Below are 19,835 nucleotides of genomic sequence, written 5' to 3'. Positions count from 1 at the left end.
GTGTCTCGACCGTGAGCACGACGTCGTTGGTCGAGACGGCGCGAGCTGCGTTCTTCGATCCCACTCCCGCGGCCATTCGTGCCGGTCGACAGCATATCTACAACACACGCCAGACTTCCGGCCTGGGTCAGGCCGCATGCGCCTCCTGCCACACGGACGCACGTATGGACCGCCTGGCCTGGGATCTTGGTGATCCGACGGGTGTCATGAAGTCCACGGCGGACGCCAACAAGGGTGCGTGGAACAACGGGCTGCGCTTCGGCTTCGACGATGAGTGGCATCCCATGAAGGGGCCGATGGTCACCCAGACCCTGCAGGACGTGATCGGCAAGGAGCCCCATCACTGGCGTGGCGACCGGGCGGGGATCGAAGTGTTCAACGCCACCTTCGTCAACCTCCAGGGCGACGACGAAGCCCTCGAGCCCGAGGAGATGCAGGACCTGGAGGACTTCCTCGCCACCATTCACTTCCCGCCCAACCCCTACCGCGAGTTGGACAACTCCTTGCCGACGAACCTGCCCCTGGACGGGTTCTTCGGCGCGGGCAACCAACTGCCCAAGGGTGAGCCCGTGCCGAACGGCAATGCGCAACGGGGGCTCGAGAACTTCATCTTGCCGAATCGTGCTGACGCGCCCTTCGCTTGCTCCACCTGCCATACCTTGCCTACGGGACTAGGCCCCAACGTGGAGCTCAACAACGGCGAGCTGGTGGAGATTCCGCCAGGGCCTAACGGCGAGGCCCACATCGGCTTCGTCTCCATCGACGGCGACTTTCAACGCACGCTCAAGGTGCCGCACCTGCGCAATCTGTACGAGCGCATCGGCTTCGACACCACACAGCTGGAGAACAACACCGGCTTTGGCTTCCACCACGATGGCAGCTTCGATTCCTTATCCAAGTTCTTCCGCCTAGGCTTCCCCGGGATCGCGGATGCGCAGGATCTGGCCGACATGATCGCCTTCATGCTCGCCTTCAGCGGCTCCGACCTGCCGGCGGCCAGCGATAACACGGACGAACCCGTCGGTCCTGCCAGCCAGGACTCGCACGCTGCCGTCGGCCAGCAGCTGACGATCACCCAGCTTGGGCAGCTCGGCGTCGATGGGCGCCAACGGCTGGTGCTGTTCCTGCGCCTTGCGCGCAGCGGTGCCGTCGAGCTGACGGCGAAGGGACCGTTCGACGGCGAGATGCGTGGCTATCGCTTCGACGGTGCAGGGCGCTTCCAGGCGGATCGTGCCGGCGAGGTGCTCTCCCTCGGCGAGGTGCTCTCCCGCGCGGGGCCGACCACGCCGCTCACCCTCACGGTGGTCGCCAACGGCACGGGCATGCGGATCGGTATCGACCGAGACGAGGATGGCGTGCTGGACGGAGACGACACCCCCGCGCAGAGCCGCTAGTTTTCGCCCAGGCGAGGAGCTCTGGTGGTTGCTACCACCAGGGCTCCGCACACCATCGTGCCGCATTGCGGGACGGCGCGAGTACGTATTCAACGCAGTGTTCGGCATTCGATCTTGCTGTTAGAACTGACTTCAGTGCTACGGATCGGACGACCGGGACTGAAGGATGCCAGCGGGTCACAGCCATGCCCCCACCATCGCCGCCGCCCTGGCCTGCCTAGGCTTATTGGTAAGTGCGACGGGCGCCGCCACGGACGGATCTCGCGTGGCGGTCGCCTCGGGCAGTCTCGGCACCTCGCGCGCCCTGCTGCGTCAATCCCCCAACGGGGGGTGTGTCGACGTCTCGAATCACCACCGTCAGCAATACGCCGAGGACTTTGTGCTGCCCCGCGGTGAAGATCAGCGCCTCGATCGATTGGTCGTCACCGGCGTCTACGAGTTCAACAACTTGCCGCCGACCCACGACGCCTACACCCTGCAGGTCATGGGGCAGTGGTTCGGCAGCGAGCTCCCCGACACGCGTCATCCACCCCTTTGCACCTTCGACGATCAACGCCCGTTCTTTCGGGTGCCGACCGGTCGCATCGTCAACGGCTTAGAGGTGTACGAGCTCACCTACTACTTCGATGAGGCCTGTGTGCTACCAGCCAATCAGACCTATTGGCTCGAGGTGGTGGACGCCAATGGCCAGCGCGGCGACTCCTTCGCCTGGGAGTGCGCAGACCCCGATCAGGAGCGCGGACTGGCCGGCAGTGCTGTCGCCAACGCCACGTCCCCGATCAAGGGGCGCGAGTGGATTGCGTCGTCGGCTGGGTTTTCCATTGCGCTCGATGCGACCGATGCGAGCGATCCCACCCCTATCACGAGTCGCGTACGTGGCATCGCTGGCGCCCGGGCCCGATGCATCAATGCGACGCGTGAGCAGGTTCTCGATATCCCCCTCGGAGCCGATCGCAAGACCATGTGGAACTGTACTGCAGCGGGCTTGGAGGCGGCTGCTGGCGATGTGATCGTGCAGTTCATGTTCGGCGTGGTCACCGCCCCCGACGACATCGCTGGAGCCACCACCGGAGAGTTGGGCGAGACGGTCCAGTGCATCAACCAGACGAGCGGTCAGATCTCTGCCGTGCCGCCAAGCGACGATGCCGCCTGGAGCTGCACGGGCAGCGGATTCCTCGCCCAGGCGGGCGATGACATGGTGTACATGCGCGTTGGCGTGGCCGAATAGCGTGGCTGGCGAGAGCGGAGGGCGCTTGCTTGCACCGGTGGCGGCCGCGTCGGCCGTATTCCTGGTCGCCTGCACCCCGCAAACGCCCCTTCAGAGCGAGTCCTCCCTAGGCACGTTCTGCGACCGCCTCCCGCGGCCGGAGTTCGCCGCCCTCGAGCGCCACGCGGCGAGCGACGATTGGTTCGAAGTCTACGAGATTCGCCCCGGTACCTACGCGATCTATGAGCCCTGGCAGTGGCAGGAGGTGATCTCCTGGCTGATCGTTGGGGAAGCACGCGCGCTGCTCTTCGACACGGGCAACGGGATCGGTGACATTCGCGCCGTAACGGATGCGTTGACGGACCTGCCGATCACCGTGCTCAACTCGCACAGCCACTTCGATCACGTGGGCGGCAACTACGCCTATGAATCCGTGCTGTCGACGATGACCGATTTTTCCCTGACCCGCAGTAAGGGTCTGCCCCACGACGTCGTCGCTGAAGAGGTGTCGTCGCAAGCGCTCTGTAAGGGACTTCCCGCCGGGCGCGAGGCGCGTGACCACCGCTTGCGCCCCTACGCGCTCACCGCGAAGGTGGCCGACGGTGATCGCATCGATCTCGGTGGCCGCGTATTAGAGGCGCTCGCAGTGCCTGGGCACACGCCGGACGCCCTCGCCCTGCTGGAGGCGGAGGCCGGCTACCTGTGGAGCGGTGACACTTTCTACGTCGGCCCGATCTGGCTCTACGCGCCGGAGACGGACTTCCAGGCGTACCGCCGCTCGTTGATCCGCCTCGCGGAAGTGGCGCCGACCCTAACCGCCGTGTTCCCGGCCCACAACACGCCCGAGGCCTCGCCGGCGCTGCTCCTGGAGGCCTTGCGTGGCTTCGATGCCGTGCGCGCCGGGGCCGTGGAGGCGCAGCCCGCCTGGCCCGGTACGGTCACCTACGCCCTGGGTGACTTCTCCTTCCTGGTGCGCGAGGGAACGCTCGCCCCGCCCTGACGGGGCCCTCCGAGGACGGCTTGGCTACACTGGTATTGCACGGGGCGATTGATTTTCCCTCGCTCGTGCAACCAAGGGCTCAGAGTCAGTAGCAAGACCTTCGCCATGGGAACCTCACCGCGCCATCATCGCAGCGATCGCGACCTGTGCCGCAGGATGATCCGCGGCGACGAGGCGGCCTTCGACAGCTTCTTCGAGCGTCACGCAGACCGCCTGTACCGCTTCGCCCTGTCGCATCTGCCGGAGGAGGCTGAGGTGGCCCAAGACATGGTGCAATCCACCCTCACCGCGGCCATCGAGCAGCTGGAGGCCTACCGTGGAGAGGCGTCGCTCTACACCTGGCTGTGCGCCATCTGCCGGCGTCAGATCGCGGCGCGTTGGCGTCGCGAGGGCGCTGCCCAACGGGTCGTGACCTTCGATGAGACGACGGTGACCGCGGTGCTCGACACCCTGAGCGCGGCGGAGCAGGATCAACCTGAGCAGCGCGTCGAACGGCTGCAACTCGTCGCCCTGATCCAGCAGGTGTTGGACGCCCTGCCGGGCCATCAGGGCGATGCCCTGGCGCTCAAGTACATGCGGGGCCTGTCCGTGCGCGAGATCGCCGACGAGCTGCGCCTGTCGGCCACCTCCGTGCAATCGCTCCTGGCGCGCGGCCGGGACTCCTTCCGCGAGACGTTGACGGAACTGCTAGGCGTGGTGGACGGCGATGGCCTGTCCCTCGCGCAGCGTTTGCTGGGCGTCGGCGAGGCGACAGCCGCTGCCAAGGCGCGAGGCTCGTCTTCGGAGAGCTTGCCATGACGGATACCAACACCCCGAACCGCCATCCGCCGGGCCCACCGGCCGATGAGGATCAGATCGGTCAGATCATCCGTGCCGCCGGCGGGCGGGCGGCGCTGGATCCCGCCGCGCGGGCGCGGATCCGCAGCGAGGCCCGCGCCCAATGGCAGGCGCGCTACGGACGCGGGGCTCGGCGCACGACGACGACCCGCTGGCAGGCACCGGTGATGGCGCTGGCGGCCGCGGTGCTGGTGGGCCTCGGTCTCGCCCTGTTCCTGCCGCGGGCGACCCCACCGGTATTGCCCGTGCCTGCGCTGGCCGGCGAGGTTGTGCAGGCTCACGGATTCGCTGAGAGGCGGGTCGGCGCGCCGCCCTCGAGCTGGCGTCGCCTGGCGCAGGCCTCGCGCCTCGTCTTCGGCACGCAGGTGCGCACGGGGCAGGGCGGGCGCTTGCGCCTCGATCTCACCGACGGCGTGTCCCTGCGCCTCGATCACGGCACGGAGCTCGTGTTGGAGAGGCCCCAAGAGATTCGTTTGCTGGCTGGGCGGGTGTACATCGACGCTGGCGACAAGGTGCCAGCGACGCCCGGCCAGGCCGCCGCCGCCCCCGCGATCATCGTGCGCACGCCCTACGGCGACGTCTCGGACGTGGGCACCCAGTTCGTCGTCGCCCTGGCCGAGGACACGATGCGCGTGGCCGTGCGGGACGGTCGCATCGAACTGCGCACGCCGCCGGTGCGCGAGCAGGCGATCGAGGGCGAGGCGTTGATCGTGAGCAGGGCGAGGGGGATTCGACGGGACACGACGGCGCTGGGCGGGGATGAATGGCGGTGGGCGGAGTCGCTCGCTTCGCCCTTCACCCTGGCGGACAGTTCCGTCGATGCGTTCCTGCGCTGGGTGGCGCAGGAGAGCGGCCGCGAGTTGGTCTACGGCGATGCCGCCGCCGAAGCGCGCGCACAGAGCATCCGACTTCAAGGGGAACTGCGGGAGCTCACGCCCTCCCAGGCCCTGGCACCGGTGATGGCCACAACGGATCTGATCGTCACCGAGCATGAGCGCCAGCTAGTCGTCACCAGTGGCAGGATGCCCTGACGCCATGAGCGGGCCGCGCCGTGGGGGCTGGCGCCATCTGCTGATCTGGACCCTGGCGGCGCTCGCCGCCGGGCCCGCATCGGCCTGGGATGTTCCGGCGGGCGAACCGCTCGAGCAGACGTTCGCGCGTGTCAGGGCGAATGGGCTGAACCTCGTCTCGAGCTCGGCTCTGCTGCCGTCGGCCGCCGTGGCCGAGGCCATGGTACAGGCCGCGACGCCGGCGGAGGCGCTGGATGCCTGCCTGCGGCCCCACGGGCTGCGCCTGCGCCGCCAGGGCGGGGCGTACTTCGTGGTGGAGGCTGGCGAGCGTTCGCGCGGCCGCGTCGAGCTGCGATTGCGCCCGGCCGATGGGGACAGCGCAGGCGAGGCGCTCACCGTCGAGTTCGCGGCCAAGCGCTCCTCCGTACGTCTTCGTTGGCCGGTGGGCGACGCGTTGCGTGTGACGAGTGATGGGCTTGCCCCAGGTGCCTACTCGCTCGTCGTGCGGCGCGGGGACGAACCGCTCCTCACGCGCGACGTTCGCGTGCGTGCGCGACGGACCCTCGACCTCGAGCTCTCCCTGGGCGCGCCCAACGCGCGTATGGAGGAGATCACCGTGAGCGCGAGCCGCTACGCCCTCGTGCGCGACGACGAATGGAGCAGCGAAGCCCTGGATCAGGTGACCTTGGCGCGGCTCCCCGCTCTCGGCGGCGATCCCCTGCGCGCCGTCACCCGCCTACCGGGCGTGAGTGCCAACGGCCTCGGCGCGGGCCTGCGCGTGCGCGGGGGCGATGCCGAGGAGACCACGGTGTTCTTCGACGGCCTGGAGATGGTGGAGCCGTTTCACCTGAAGTACTTCCAGGAGGTCTTCAGCACCATCGACAGTCGCCTGGTCGGTCGCTTGGATCTATTCACCGGCGGCTATCCGGTGCGCTACGGGAGTGCGCTCAGCGGCCTGGTGAACATGCAGTCGCGGGCGCCGCCGGACGCCCTGTCCGGGGAGATCTTTGCGGACCTGCTGCAGACCGGCGGCCGCGTGGCGATCCCGTTCGGCGATGGGCGCACGGTGGCTACGCTCTTCGCCAGGCGGAGCAACCTCGATCTGCTCAGCGATCTGCTGACGCCCCGCTTCGGCTCGCCGAGCTACACCGACGCGTTGGTGAGCCTCTCGCACCAGCGCGCCGGGGGGCGTTCCCTGCGCGCGAGCTTCGTGCAGAACGACGACGACATCGCGCTCAGCGAACCGGACGGCGGTGAGTTCGCGAGCTCCCGTCAGCGCAGCCGCTACGCCTGGATGGTCGCGGAGCATGCGATCGGCGACATCGCGACCGGCCGCACGCTCCTCGCCTACACGGACACGCGTCAGCGGCGCATGGGTCTCATCGATGAGCCGGACGACCAGGTCGCCGATCTCGACGATCGTCGCGACGTCACCCTCTACCAGCTGCGCCAGGACTGGACCCTGTTCCCCACCGAGGATGATCGCCTCGTCGTCGACGCCGGCCTGGATCTGCGCGCCGTGCGCACCTGCTACCAGCACACCTCGTCGCGAGCGTTCTTCGAGCCCTTGGAGGAGCTGGTGGACACCGTCGCCTCCGTGCGGGCGGCAGACCTCTGCGCGAGCGGCGCGGACTACGGCGCCTACGCGGCGGCACGCGTGCAGGCCCTCCCGCGCGTGGCCTTCGACCTGGGCCTGCGCTTCGACGGCCAGAGCTACTACGACTTCGGCGATGACCAGCAGGTCAGCCCGCGCTTGGGCGTCCGCCTGACACCGACGGATCGCACGCGTCTGCGCGCGAGCTGGGGCGTGTTCCACCAGGCCGAGGGAGTGCAGGAGCTGCAGGTGTCTGACGGCGTGAATCAGTTCTTTCCCGCGCAGCGCGCCGAGCATGCCATCGTCAGCCTCGAACATGAGTTTTCCGTTGGTCTGCGGGTGCGCGTCGAGGCCTATCGAAAGCGCTTTTCGCGCCTGCGACCGCGCTTTGAGAACCTCTTCGCCAGCGTCGAGCTGCTGCCGGAGCTGCAGGCAGACCGCGTGCGCATCGATGCGACGCGCGCCCGCGCCAGCGGCGTGGAGGTGAGCCTCAGCGGTGAGTCCTCCACGGGGGATCTCTCCTGGTGGGTCACGTACGCCCGCACGCGAGCGGTGGATGTGGTCGAGGGCGTGGAGGTGCCGCGGTCCTGGGACCAACCCAACGCATTGGCGGCCGGGCTCGCCTTCGAGCGAGGGCCCTGGTCCTTCGCTCTCGCTGGGCGCTACCACACGGGGTGGCCGATCACCGAGATCCTGCTCGGTGAGGATGAGGAAGGCGAACCGATCCCCGTGCTGGGGTCACGCAACGCCGCTCGCCTTCGCGACTACGCGGCCATCGATCTACGCCTGAGCTATCGTCGGCCCTTGCCCCGGGGTGAGCTCAATGTCTTCTTCGAGCTGCTCAACTCCACCAATCGTCGCAACGTCTGCTGCATCGGCTACGACTTCGAGGATGACGACGAAGAGGAGGTCGGCGTCGCCCTGGAGCCCTCCTTCGATCAGTGGATTCCTCGAGTGCCTAACGTAGGAATAAGCTGGAGCTTCTAGCGCCAGCGATTGATTTCCTCGCCACCGCGCAACTATCCCTTGCACACACATGCCGGAGACGGCGCGAGGAGGATGAGATGAAAGTTGCTAAGAGCGAACGTTTGGTAGGCCTTGGTCTTGGGCTCATGGTGGCGGTGTCCCTCACCACCGCCAGCCATGCGCAGGAAGAGGAGATCGAGTGGGACACGGCGGAGCTCTTCTTCGAGCTCAACGACACGGATGGAGACTTGGGGCTGCAGGCAGACCTCGACGGTGAGCCCTGGGAGAGCCTCACCATCTCCGATCCCCGCGACATCCCGCTGCTGAACCTGCGTACCTCCACGCGCCTGCGGCGCCAGGGCTTGTCGGAGCTCACCTTCGAGAGCAACGAGCCGCCCTTCGACGAGGTGCCACCGGAGATCACGTTCCGGCGTTTCCCGGAAGGCGTCTACGAAATCGAGGCGCTCACCCTCGAGGGCCAGGAACTGGAGTCCGAGGTGATGGTGAGCCACGTGCTGGCCGGGCCGCCGAGCGAGGTCACGGTCAACGGTCAGCCCTCGGCAGCGGACTGCGATGCGGACGTGCTGCCCGTGGTGATGGCCCCGGTCACCATCGATTGGGCGCCGGTGATCGAGTCCCATCCCACGATCGGCACCACTGGCGTGCCGGTGGAGATCGACGTGTACCAGTTCTTCCTCGAGCGCGACGACGCCGAGTTGGGCGTGGATCTGGCGAACGACGTCACGGAGTTCACGGCTCCGGCGGAGTTGCTCGGTGAGCCGGGCGAGTGGAAGTTCGAGATCATCGCGCGGGAGGAGAACGGCAATAAGACCGCGGTGGAGAGTTGCTTCTTCCTCCAGTAGCAAGTCTTGAGGAGGAGTGTCGCGAGGCGCTCCTCCTCTGCCGGCTCGGTGAGGATTGAGATCGCGGTATCCTGGGCCGGTGACCACCCGCTTGAAGGAGAACGCCGTGACCACACCAGACATCGCCCAACGCGGCCTCTACCTGCTCGGGTGCGGCAAGATGGGCTCGGCCATGTTGTCCGGTTGGTTGGAGGGCGGCCTGCCCGCGAGCGCGGTCTGGGTGACCGATCCCTTCCCGTCCCCTTGGCTCGAGGAGCTCTCCCAGGCGCAGGGGCTACACCTCAACGCGGGCACGCCGCCGTCGCCTGCCGTGGCGCTTCTCGCTGTGAAGCCGCAGATGATGGACGATGCCCTTCCGGCCCTCGCGTCCCTCGGTGGTGGCGATACGCTGATGCTCTCTGTGGCGGCGGGCACACCCCTGGGGCGCTTCGAGCAAGTCTTCGGCGCAGCCACCCCTATCGTGCGCGCGATGCCGAACACGCCGGCGGCGATCGGTAAGGGCATCACCGCCATCATCGGCAATGGCGCGGCCGGCGAGCCACACCTCGCCCTTGCCCAGTCCTTGCTGTCGGCGATCGGCGAGGTCATCCGCCTGGAGCGTGAGGAGCAGATGGATGCGGTGACCGCCGTATCCGGATCCGGGCCTGCCTATGTATTCCATATGGTGGAGGCGATGGCCGCGGCTGGCGAGACGCAAGGGCTGTCGCCGGCTCTCGCGATGCAACTGGCGCGGGCCACCGTGTCTGGCGCGGGTGCCCTTGTGGAGCAGTCCGAGGAGAGCGTTTCGCAGCTGCGTATCAATGTGACCAGTCCGGCGGGTACGACCGAGGCGGGGCTGAAGGTGCTCATGGATGAGGTGCGGGGACTGCCGCCGTTGCTGCGTGCCACCGTCGAGGCGGCGGCGGAGCGAAGTCGAGAGCTCGGGCGTTAGGTTAGTCGGCGGAGACCGGCGCACATGTGGCCATTTCGACGAAAGCACAAAGACGACCCAAGCAGCGATGATGCTGAGCTCGTCGCGCAACTGCGTCACTACATAGATCTTGCTCTCGTGGGCGGCTTTCGACCGCTCGCCGAAATCTCCGAGATCGCGATCGAGATCGTGGCCGATGAGTTCGACGAAAGAAAGGTGAGGGCTCTTGCGCGTAAAGTCCTGTCGGATCAGCTATCGAAGTATCGAGAGTCGCAAAGCACGTGGCCCCAGGTGACTGATTGCGATCGTCTCGATGCCGCCTTCGCCGAACTCGAAGAATCTGGCATCGTTGCGCGCCAGAACGCCACTTGCTGCCAGACGTGCGCCGGCGCCGAGGTTTGGGACGAGGTCGAGTCCAAGCTCAAGGCTGGAGAAGTAATACGTGGCATGACCTTCTACCACGAGCAAGACACCGAATCTGCTGTAGAGGGCGGCGGCCTATACCTCGCCTACGGATCGGTCGAGGGGGCTGATGGTGCGGCCGTCGCAATTGGAGAAGAGGTGCGCAAGTTGCTCCAGAGTCATGGTTTGCAGGTGAGTTGGAACGGCCAACTCAATCAACGAATTCACGTGACACTGGATTGGAAGCGACGGCGATCCGATGTGGCCGCTTGACAGAAGGTAGCAGCTCGACACTGCCCTGACGCCGCCCTTACTGGTGCAAGGCGTGCTCAAAGCCCGAGTTCCAAGACTCGCCTGACTGACATCCTGCGCTCCCGGCGAGAACCTCGGGGTACTCTCAACCTTCTGATTTACGGCGATTTCACGCCGAATTCACGGTCTTCACGCTGGACCAGTCTGCCGCCCTGACGGCCGCTTCACACCCCCTGCCCAAGCTTCTCCCTGCATCCACGACGGATGCGCTACACCCACAAGGGAGAACTCACATGCGACGCATGATTACCTCTTGCCTGGCCGCCAGCGTGGCCCTGGTCGGGCTGGTTGCCGCGGGCCCCGGCAACGCCGCCGGCCTTCTGCATCCGAAGGGCGCGACCGAATCGCCGCTGGAACTGCGCGCCCACATGGTCGACGTCGTGGTGGAGGACGGCTACGTCGTCACCCACGTCGAGCAGATCTTCGCCAACGCCTGGGACACGGACCTGGAGGCCATCTACTCCTTTCCCGTACCCGAAGACGCAGCGGTCTCCGCGTTCACCTACTGGATCGATGACAAGCCCGTGCACGGCGAAGTGGTGGAGAAGAAGCGCGCCCGAGAGATCTACGAACGCGAGCGTGACGCCGGCCGCGAGGCGGCGGTGACGGAGCAGGACGACTACCGCAGCTTCGACATCAGCGTCACCCCCGTCCGCGCCCACGACGATGTGCGCATCCGCCTGAGCTATATCCAGCCCGCCCACGTGGACATGAGCATCGGCCGCTACACCTACCCGCTGGAGGACGGCGGCACCGACGAGGCGAAGCTCTCCTTCTGGGGCACGCAGAGCGCCGTGCAGGAGTACTTCCGCTTCGGGATGTGGGTTCGCCCGGCCGTTCCCCTGGCGGGCCTGCGCTTGCCTGCCCATCCTCAGGCGCAGGTGAATCAGGAGGCCGATGGGTCCTACCGGGTGTTGATCGAGAGTGGTCAACGGCCCGCGATTCCGGGCGCTCGCATGACGGCGACGCTCGACGAGGAGGAATCGGTCGATCAGGGCGGGGCTGCCACCGGCCAATTCGGCACGGTCGAGGTCCCCGCGCCTGGCGGCGCGCACGCCTTCGACCTGGATGAGGACATCGTCGTGTACTGGCGCCTGCAGGACGGGCTGCCCGGTGGCGTCGACGTGGTGGCCAACCGCCCCGACCCCGCCGAGCCCGGCACCTTCATGCTTACCGTGACGCCCGGCGATGAGCTGAAGCCGCTGTCGCAAACCGGCGCTGACTGGATCTTCGTCGTCGACATCTCCGGCTCCATGGGCGGCAAGATCCACAGCGTGAAGGAAGGGCTTGCCCAGGCCTTCGAGGGCATGCGCCCCAACGATCGCGCCCAGATCGTGGTGTTCGACAACGAGGTGGCCACGCTCACGCGCGATTTCATCGACGGTTCCCCGGCGAGCGTGCGCACGCTGAAGAGCAAAGCGGCGTCGATCGCCACCGGCGGTGGCACCAACCTCTTCGCGGGTCTCGATCGTGGCCTGGCCCTGGCCGACGCGGACCGCTCCACGGCCCTGATCCTGATCACCGACGGCGTGGCCAACGTGGGCGAGACCGATCACAACAAGTTCATCGAGTTGATCGAGAAGAAGGACGTGCGCCTGTTCACCTTCGTCATGGGTAACGGCACCAACCGACCGCTGCTCGAGAGCATGACCCGCGCCTCGGCCGGCGAGTCGTTCAGCGTCTCCAACAGCGACGACATCATCGGCCACGTGCGCAACGCCGTGGCGAAGCTCCAGCACGAGGCCCTGCGTGACGTGCGCGTGTCGATCGATGGCGTAGGCGCGCGGGCCATGAGTCCTGCAAATCTCGGCACCCTGTACTCCGGCAAGCAGTTGACCGTGTTCGGGCGCTACGCCCACGGCGGTCAGGCGACGCTGAAGGTGAGCGGCAAGATCAACGGTCGCCCGCAGGTGTACGAAAGCGTCGTGACCTTCCCCGACGTCGCCAACGAAAACCCTGAGATCGACCGCCTCTGGTACTTCTCGCGCATCGAGGAGCTGATGGAGCAGCTGCTGCAGTTCGGCGAGTCGGGCGAGCGGGTCGATGCCGTGGTCGACCTCGCGGTGGAAGGCGGTCTCGTGACGCCGTACACCTCCATGCTGGTGGTGCGCGACGAGGTGTTCGCGAGCGAAGGCATCGATCGGCGCAACGAAGCGCGCGTCGCCGAGGAGCAGGTGGCGCAGACGGCGCGGGCGGCCCGCCAGGTGGTGACGCGCGATGCGCAGGTGGCGGGGCAACCCCAGCCGTACCAGGGTGCGCGACCGAGCCACAGCGGCGGCGGTGGTGGTACCGGTGGCGGTAACGTCGGTCTGCTCGGTCTGCTGCTCGCATGGTTTACCCAACGCTTCGGTAAGGCTAGGTGTGATGGGGTGGCGGCGTGATCCGTCGCGCCTTCGACAAGCTGACCCAGGGCCGTGTGCCCTGGGTCACGCTCACGGTATCCCTTGGGGCGTTGGCAGTGCTGCTGTTCGGTGACCAGGCCCGTGAGCTGCTCATCTACGACCGCGGGGCGATCGACGGCGGGCAATGGTGGCGCCTGTGGACCGCTCACCTCGTGCATGCCGATGCCTTGCACCTGTTCTGGAACTTGAGCGCCTTCGCCTCACTCGCCGGGCACTACGAGATCGCGCCGGAGGGTGGCCGCAATCGCCTGCTGGCGATGCTGGCGGCGAGCAGCACCCTGGTGGGCGTTGGGCTGTACACGCTGTTCCCCGAGTGGATCACGTACAGCGGCTTGTCGGGAGTTTGCTATGCTCCGCTCATCGCCCTGCTGGTGCTGCTAGGGCAGCGTACCGGCACCGCGGTGTTCCGCTGGCTGGTGGCCGGCGTGGTGCTCAAGGTGGGCGTCGAGCTGTGGGTGGGCGGCGGCCTGTTCGAATGGTTCGGCAGCCTGCAGACGGCCACCGAGGTGCATGCGCTAGGGCTGCTCGTCGGCGCCGCTGCCGTGCTCGCCTGGCACAGCCCGCGACGCACTAGATCCAACCAGACCGTTCCCGATGACCTTAGATCTCCACTTGCAGGGCGGGTTTGAACTCGCCCCCACCGCCGACGACGGCGCTGCACGACCCACCCGTCGTGTGCAGGCGGTCATCGCCTACCTGGCTCTGGCCCCCCGAGGCGCCCCAGTCCGCCGCGACACGCTGGCGGCCCTCCTGTGGGGCGACCGCAGCGACGCCCAGGCGCGCCAAAGCGTGCGCCAGGCCCTGTCCCAGATTCGCAAGGCGCTCGGCCCGCAGCGAAGTGACGTGCTGGTCACGGACGACGATGCCGTGCGCCTCGATGGGGGCAAGCTCTCCTGTGATGCAGCCCTGATCGAGGCCACGGCGAGCGACACCAGTGCCGATGCCGCGAAGTGTGCCCTGCGGGCGTTCCGAGGCGAACTGCTGGCGACTATTGGTCCGGTGACCGGTCCCTTCGATGATTGGCTGTTCGAAGCGCGGACACGTCAGCTCAGCCTGCTCACCGCTGCCGCGGGGCGCCTCGCCGAGCTCGATCGCGACGCCCTTCAGGATCCCCAGGTCACGGCTGCGCTGGAACGTCTCCTGGCTCTGGAGCCGGCGTCCGCGCGCCTTGCGGAAGTCGATGCGCTGCGCCTTCGGGATGCTGGGCAGTCTGATCTGGCGACGGCGAGGATGGACGCAGTGCGCCGCCGGTTGGCGGAGGACGGGTTGGATCTCGAAGTGGAACCATCGAATTCATTAGGTTCAATCGGGCCTGTTCCATCACTGCCCACATCGGCGACGCCGCCGTCGACCCCCGAGGGGGATCCAGCGCTGCGCGAGTACCGTCGGGGACGGTGGAGCCGCGTAGCGGTGATCGCGGTAGCACTCGCGGCGATGGTCTGGTGGTTGCGACCTGAGCCCCCCGCGCCAGCATCCGCGCTCGCCGTGCCGCAGATCGAGGCACTCACCACGGAGGTGCAGACCCAGGAGCTGGCGGCGGCCTTGTCCCAGAGCTTCCCGGCGGCCATCGCCATGATCGGCGGGATCGAGCAGGGCGCGGTCGCGGACAGTCGCTTCGTGCTGCGAGGCACCCTCGAGCGCATGAGCGAGGATTCCTTTCGTCTGTTCGCTCAGCTCGAAGACAAGGTGTCCGAGCGGAGCCTGTTCACGCGGGTGTTCGAGGGCAGCGCACAGGACATGCGCGGGGATCTCCTGCGCAAGCTCGTGGTGGCCACGGATGTGGCGATCGGTGAAGGCGAGCAGGGACGGTTCGCGGGCACCGATGATCTTGAGGCCTGGCTGCTCGCCAGCGCGGCGATCGAACGAACGCGCACGCTAACCGCCCGCGGCCTTGCCGATGCGCGCGAACTCTACGCCGACGCCCTGGCGCGCGATCCGGACTTCGTCCATGCGAGGACCGGCCTTGCCCTGGCGGTGCTCTTCGACGTGTTCGTCGGCAGACCCTTGGCGCGTGAGCGAATCGAATCCTTGATCGAGGGGCTGCAGGACGATCCCTCCGTGGGCTCTACGGCGCTCGTGGTCGAGGCCTTCCTCGCCCTGTCCCAGGGTGACCACGACACGGCCCTCGAGCGTTCGACGCGAGCCCGCGAACTCAGCCCGAACGGCGCCGAGGTCTCCGCGATGCACGGGCTGATGCTGCTACAGGCGGGGCAGCTGGCCGCGGGCGAGGACTACCTGGCGCGCGCGATCGCCCTGCAGCCCACGCCGCCGGCCTGGGTGTACTGGATGCAGGCCCGGGCGCGACGTCTCGCGGGCGATGGCGCCGGCGCCGTGGCACTGCTGGACCAGGCTGGGGTGGCGGAGGACGAGGCGCCCCTGTACCTGGTGGAGCGCATCCTCGCCCACGCGAGCACCGGCGAGACCGAAGCGACGCAGGCCTACGGTCGTGAGCTGCGCCAGCTCCTGCCAGACTTCGACCCTGCCGAGTGGGTCGACGTGCTGCCGCACCGAGCCCCTCAGCGCGGGTCCGACGAGCGCGTGATCCTGGAGCGCAGCATCCGCCGTTGAGCGACGGCTGGGCATCGACGCGCTGGTGACAAGTTGCGCCGCGTCGCGCGGGGCCCCGCTTGTTGCGCACCCCGCCACCGCCCAACCTTCAGACTCCCGGAGAAATGTGCTTTATTGCAGCGCCCACCTGTGCAACCTCCTCAAACGAAGGCATGGACTCTCATGACACGTAAGTTGCTTCACTCGGTAACCCTGGTCGCCCTGGTTTCGATCCACGCCGTCGCCTCGGCCGCGGAGCCGCCGATCGTGCAGCCGGGCGCCCCCGGCGCCGCCACCCAAGACCTCACGCCGGACGCTGCCGTCGCCATCGCCGACACCTCGTACTCGGCGGCCGACGTGCGCTTCATGCAGGACATGATCCCGCACCACCATCAGGCCCTGGTGATGTCGCGCCTGGCGCCCGAGCGCACCAACAACCCCGACATCCTCGACCTGGCCGGCCGCATCGACGGCTCCCAGGCCGACGAGATCGCCTTCATGCAGTCGTGGCTGGCCGAGCGCGGCGAGGACGCGCCGGACCCGAGCGCCCACGCCGCCATGCACACGCACCACGACATGGCCGGCATGGCCTCGCCCGAGCAGATGGCGGAGCTTGCCGCCTCGAAGGCCACCGCTTTCGATCGCCTGTTCCTCACGCTGATGATTCCTCACCATGACGGGGCCGTGAAGATGGTCGAGGAGCTGCTCGAACAGCCGGGTGCTGCCTACGATCCCATCCTCTACGAGTACGCCTCGGACATCACCAACGACCAGAGCGTCGAGATCGAGCGCATGAACGCGCTGCTCATCGGCCTGTCCGACGATCCACGCGCAGGCCTATCGGCTGGATTAACCGATGCGGGCGAGGCGATCTCCAACCTCGAACTGGTGACCTCGCTGCGCAAGCCCGTCGGGTTCTTCGATCCTGCCAATCCAGCGGGGCGCGGCGCGGAGAAGCCCAAGGACGACGAGGAGGAGAAGGAAGGCGAAGCGGCGGCAACCGGCGACGCTGCGAAGGAAGACGAAGAGGACGTCGGCAAGCCCGTCGAGAAGGCGGCCAAGGATCGGCGCTATCCCATGCTCAGCTTCTCCAACACGGACATGGCCTTCCGCGACGACGTGCTGGTCGCCGGCAGCTACCACGGCTTCAACGTCTACCGCATCGGTGAGAACGGGGTGCCGGGGCTCCTGTCCTCGATCGTCTGCCCGGGCGGGCAGGGCGATGTCTCCATCGTGGGCGACCTGCTGATCATGTCCGTGGAGCAGACCCGCGGCCGCCTCGACTGCGGTCTGCAGGGCGTGGGCACGGAGCCGAGCGACGAGCGCTTCCGCGGCCTGCGCATCTTCGACATCTCCGACCTCACCCGCCCCGTGCAGGTGGGTGCGGTGCAGACCTGCCGCGGCTCACACACCCATTCGGTGGTCACGGGGCCCGAGCCGGACGGCAAGATCATCGTCTACAACTCGGGCACGTCTTCCGTGCGCGAGGAAGAGGAGCTGGACGGCTGCGTCGACGACATCCCGGGCGATGACCGCACGGCCCTGTTCCGCATCGATGTGATCGAGATTCCCGTGGCCGATCCGTCGAAGTCGCGCATCGTCGCGAGCCCCACGGTGTTCGCGGATCCCGAGACCGGCGTGCTTGCGGGCCTGTGGCGCGGCGGCGATCACGGCGACGACACGCAGGAGACCCGTCGCACGGATCAGTGCCACGACATCACGGTCTTCCCCGCCAAGCAGCTTGCCGCCGGCGCGTGCTCGGGGAACGGCATCCTGTTCGACATCAGCGATCCCATCAATCCGAAGCGCCTCGACGTGGTGACGGACGAGGGCTTCGCCTACTGGCATTCCGCCACCTTCAACAACGACGGCACCAAGGTGCTGTTCACGGACGAGTGGGGCGGCGGCTCGCGCCCGCGCTGCCGCGCGTGGGACCCCCTCGATTGGGGCGCCGATGCCATCTACGACATCGAGAATGGCAAGCTCGAGTATCGCAGCCACTACAAGATGTCGGCACCGCAGGTGGAGTCGGAGAACTGCGTGGCCCACAACGGCTCCATCGTGCCCGTGCCCGGCCGCGACATCTTCGTGCAGGCCTGGTACCAGGGCGGCATCTCCATCATCGACTTCACCGACTCGGCCAACCCGGTCGAGATCGCCTACTTCGATCGCGGACCGATCATCGCCGATGAGTTGGTGACGGGCGGCTTCTGGTCCGTCTACTTCTACGAAGGCTACATCTACGGCACGGAGATCATCCGCGGCCTCGACGTGTTCAAGCTCACGCCTAGCGAATATCTTAGTGAGGCGGAGATCACGGCGGCGGCCCTGGCCCGGCCCGCCTTCGGCCCCCGACGCCTGTTTAATCCCCAGCAGCAGATGCCGGTGACCTGGCCGCCCGTGCCCGTGGTGGCGCAGGCCTACGTGGAGCAGCTCGAATCCACGGGGGTGTTGCCTGACGCGGTGACGGACCTGCTGATTCAGGCGGAGGCCGCCCTCGGCAGTGGCGGTGATGCGGCGCTGGCTAAGGAGATCGCTCAGCTCGTCGGGGTGCTGCCAGAGGAAGATGAGCTCACGGGCCGGGATGCGCAGCGTCTAGCAAGCCTGACGCGTACGCTGGGTGAGCTAGCCGCTCTCCTGGCGCGGCCTTCCGCGGACAACAGCGAGGAATAGCGCTTGGCGCCGGCCATCTGCCCGGACCTGGACTGGGCAGGTGGCCTGCTTTATCGCACGAGCGCGCACTTCCTACCGTGAGACGTCGGGGGGGCTGCGGCATCCCGCCCCCAGCTGCTGTCTGCGTGGAACCCGGAAATGGTGCTCAGTCAAACTGCATCAAGCAGCGTTGGAATCTCGCGACATGAGCACCATGGTGCGGCCGATCTAGGCCCATACCGATCGAGTAGTTGCTGTCACCACTGCCGAACGAGAGAGCATTCCGTTCTGTTCCCTCCGCTATTCGGCTAAGGGATATTGCCAACTGGCGCAGGTATTCTTTTGGCACCCTGTAGTGGAGCTTACCCAGTCCAACGTGAGATAGGGCTTTGTTCTCTCCCGCGAAACTGTCGGAGCGAACGGCGAGTACGTCATTCCTCTCCCGAAGGACATCCAGGCTTTCAACCGTTGCTCGAGCAAATCCGAGTTGCAGCTGATATCGAGCAGTCGCTCGTGACGCCAGCTGTTGTGCCTGGAGCGCAATCGAGGTGACAGATTCGGCGCTCGTTCCGCCCTCCGGCTCGAAGACTTCGCCGTAGAGATAGCAAAAACCCGCTCGTTCCTCGAAGTGCCAACCGGGCACCACTGGAACCTGCGTTCTGCTGCTCTCACGTAGTGCATTAAGCCATCGCTCTCCCCTTGGGTCGCTATTCTCAGTTGTGTTGAGCTCTTGTGTGGAGCATGAGTCGATCCGTCCATCTGCGGTGGCGAAAACTAGATAAGACCGACCTGGCGTGAAGCCATCTTCGTAGGCGATCAACTCACTTACATCAGCCTTGCCTTTGAAGACTTCCATGGGAGAGAAGTCAATAAAGGCCTTATACCCGCCGCTCTCTGTAGTCGATTCATTGACCACTGCGCTGAGCACTAACGCGTTGGAGTCTACTGATGCCCAAAGGCTTGGCGGGGGGCACTGGCCAGCGAAGACGGCAGGCGCAGCTATCGAGGCCGTACCCAACGCAAGCGCCGCACGAAGCATGCCGTGAAGATTGCCAGATGATCTCATTGTGCCGCCTCCTTGTAATCACCAAGGTTCGGTGCCACCGGCGCACCACATGACCCCGTTGCATAGACAACCGTACTGTATGGGCCACGATTACCGAATATGTCTTCATACACTGCACGGTACTCGTATGACCCAGATCGCACTATGCAAGGATCGTTCGGGCCACTCCAGGTTGCAGACCAGTTCCCGCCGGAGGTAGTTCTCCGCTCCAACACGGAGTCGTAGGCCCCGGAATTGCTGAGGAATGTCACTTCCCAGTTGTTTAGGTTTAGGCAGCTAGTCTTGATAGTCGGCTTCGGTGGTGTCAAAAGCCGGCCGGGCATGTCCGCTGAACTTAGAGAGCGATGACCTTTCCAGTGCGCTCTCCGTCATACGATGCCCAGCGCGACGACTATTGGCGTGGACAGGGTTGGCGCGTAACTAAAATCTTCCCTAGCTTTGAGCCGAGATTATTCCGGGCGGCTATTCAGTGCACCCCGCCTCCTCAACCGACGCCAGCCAGCTGGGCGTGAGGGATGAGGCGCACGCAGCCGGGGGCGTCTCCCCCAGTTGCTCCTCCAACTCACACGTCTGCTCGAGCATGCGATCCGCCTGCTCGAACGCACACGGCACGTAGTCGTACCAGCGCAGGCTCGCCAGCTGACTCACGGCCGCTGGGCCGTCGAGGCTGTCC

Annotated in this window: 15 protein-coding genes; 13 read left to right on the top strand and 2 right to left on the bottom strand. The window is 66.6% G+C overall.

The genetic code is table 11. The features are described 5' to 3' along the window. From AAF184_18425 to AAF184_18365, 13 genes are all read left to right on the top strand, one after another. A partial coding sequence (locus AAF184_18425; protein MEO0424320.1) for a hypothetical protein occupies positions 1-1,394 on the top strand: 1,394 nt, incomplete at its 5' end. A 166-nt stretch (positions 1,395-1,560) separates the two neighbouring features. Next, the gene (locus AAF184_18420) at positions 1,561-2,622 is read left to right on the top strand and encodes a hypothetical protein (GenBank protein ID MEO0424319.1); all 1,062 of its coding nucleotides are present in this window, start codon (positions 1,561-1,563) and stop codon (positions 2,620-2,622) included. 25 nt (positions 2,623-2,647) lie between these two features. Further along, a complete protein-coding gene (locus AAF184_18415) occupies positions 2,648-3,601 on the top strand; it encodes an MBL fold metallo-hydrolase (GenBank protein ID MEO0424318.1) in 954 nt (317 codons plus the stop codon). Positions 3,602-3,706: 105 nt separating this feature from the next. After that, the gene (locus AAF184_18410; protein ID MEO0424317.1) at positions 3,707-4,399 is read left to right on the top strand and encodes a sigma-70 family RNA polymerase sigma factor; all 693 of its coding nucleotides are present in this window, start codon (positions 3,707-3,709) and stop codon (positions 4,397-4,399) included. Beyond that, a complete protein-coding gene (locus tag AAF184_18405) occupies positions 4,396-5,469 on the top strand; it encodes a FecR family protein (protein ID MEO0424316.1) in 1,074 nt (357 codons plus the stop codon). The genes AAF184_18410 and AAF184_18405 overlap by 4 nt, the downstream gene beginning before the upstream one ends. Before the next feature lie 4 nt (positions 5,470-5,473). Then, on the top strand, positions 5,474-8,029 hold the full coding sequence (locus tag AAF184_18400) for a TonB-dependent receptor (GenBank protein ID MEO0424315.1): 2,556 nt from the start codon (positions 5,474-5,476) through the stop codon (positions 8,027-8,029). 77 nt (positions 8,030-8,106) lie between these two features. Beyond that, positions 8,107-8,871 (top strand): hypothetical protein, encoded by a 765-nt coding sequence (locus AAF184_18395; GenBank protein ID MEO0424314.1) that lies wholly within the window; start codon positions 8,107-8,109, stop codon positions 8,869-8,871. Between the two features lie 106 nt (positions 8,872-8,977). Next, positions 8,978-9,802: a pyrroline-5-carboxylate reductase gene (gene proC / locus AAF184_18390; protein MEO0424313.1), complete on the top strand. Its 825-nt coding sequence runs from the start codon at positions 8,978-8,980 to the stop codon at positions 9,800-9,802. Positions 9,803-9,826: 24 nt separating this feature from the next. Continuing rightward, complete coding sequence (locus tag AAF184_18385; protein MEO0424312.1) at positions 9,827-10,456, top strand: hypothetical protein; 630 nt, start codon at positions 9,827-9,829, stop codon at positions 10,454-10,456. A 272-nt stretch (positions 10,457-10,728) separates the two neighbouring features. Beyond that, a complete protein-coding gene (locus AAF184_18380) occupies positions 10,729-12,876 on the top strand; it encodes a VIT domain-containing protein (GenBank protein MEO0424311.1) in 2,148 nt (715 codons plus the stop codon). Beyond that, positions 12,873-13,526, top strand: a complete 654-nt coding sequence (gene rrtA / locus AAF184_18375; GenBank protein MEO0424310.1) for a rhombosortase — start codon at positions 12,873-12,875, stop codon at positions 13,524-13,526. Before AAF184_18380 ends, rrtA begins: the two co-directional genes overlap by 4 nt. Then, positions 13,492-15,465 carry a hypothetical protein gene (locus AAF184_18370; GenBank protein ID MEO0424309.1) on the top strand — a complete coding sequence of 658 codons (1,974 nt, stop codon included), beginning with the start codon at positions 13,492-13,494 and terminating at the stop codon, positions 15,463-15,465. Before rrtA ends, AAF184_18370 begins: the two co-directional genes overlap by 35 nt. Positions 15,466-15,627: 162 nt before the next feature. Beyond that, positions 15,628-18,117, top strand: coding sequence for a DUF305 domain-containing protein (locus AAF184_18365; GenBank protein MEO0424308.1), 2,490 nt, complete (start codon positions 15,628-15,630; stop codon positions 18,115-18,117). 145 nt (positions 18,118-18,262) lie between these two features. Here AAF184_18365 and AAF184_18360 read toward each other — a convergent pair whose 3' ends face one another. After that, on the bottom strand, positions 18,263-19,162 hold the full coding sequence (locus AAF184_18360; protein ID MEO0424307.1) for a hypothetical protein: 900 nt from the start codon (positions 19,160-19,162) through the stop codon (positions 18,263-18,265). Between the two features lie 462 nt (positions 19,163-19,624). Beyond that, positions 19,625-19,835 (bottom strand): hypothetical protein (locus AAF184_18355; protein ID MEO0424306.1); only part of this gene is annotated, 211 nt, incomplete at its 5' end.

It is taken from the genome of Pseudomonadota bacterium, from assembly GCA_039815145.1.
Lineage (GTDB): Bacteria > Pseudomonadota > Gammaproteobacteria > Steroidobacterales > JBCBZW01 > JBCBZW01.
Note: the sequence above shows the minus strand (reverse complement) of the source record. Positions and strands in the feature narration are given on the sequence as shown.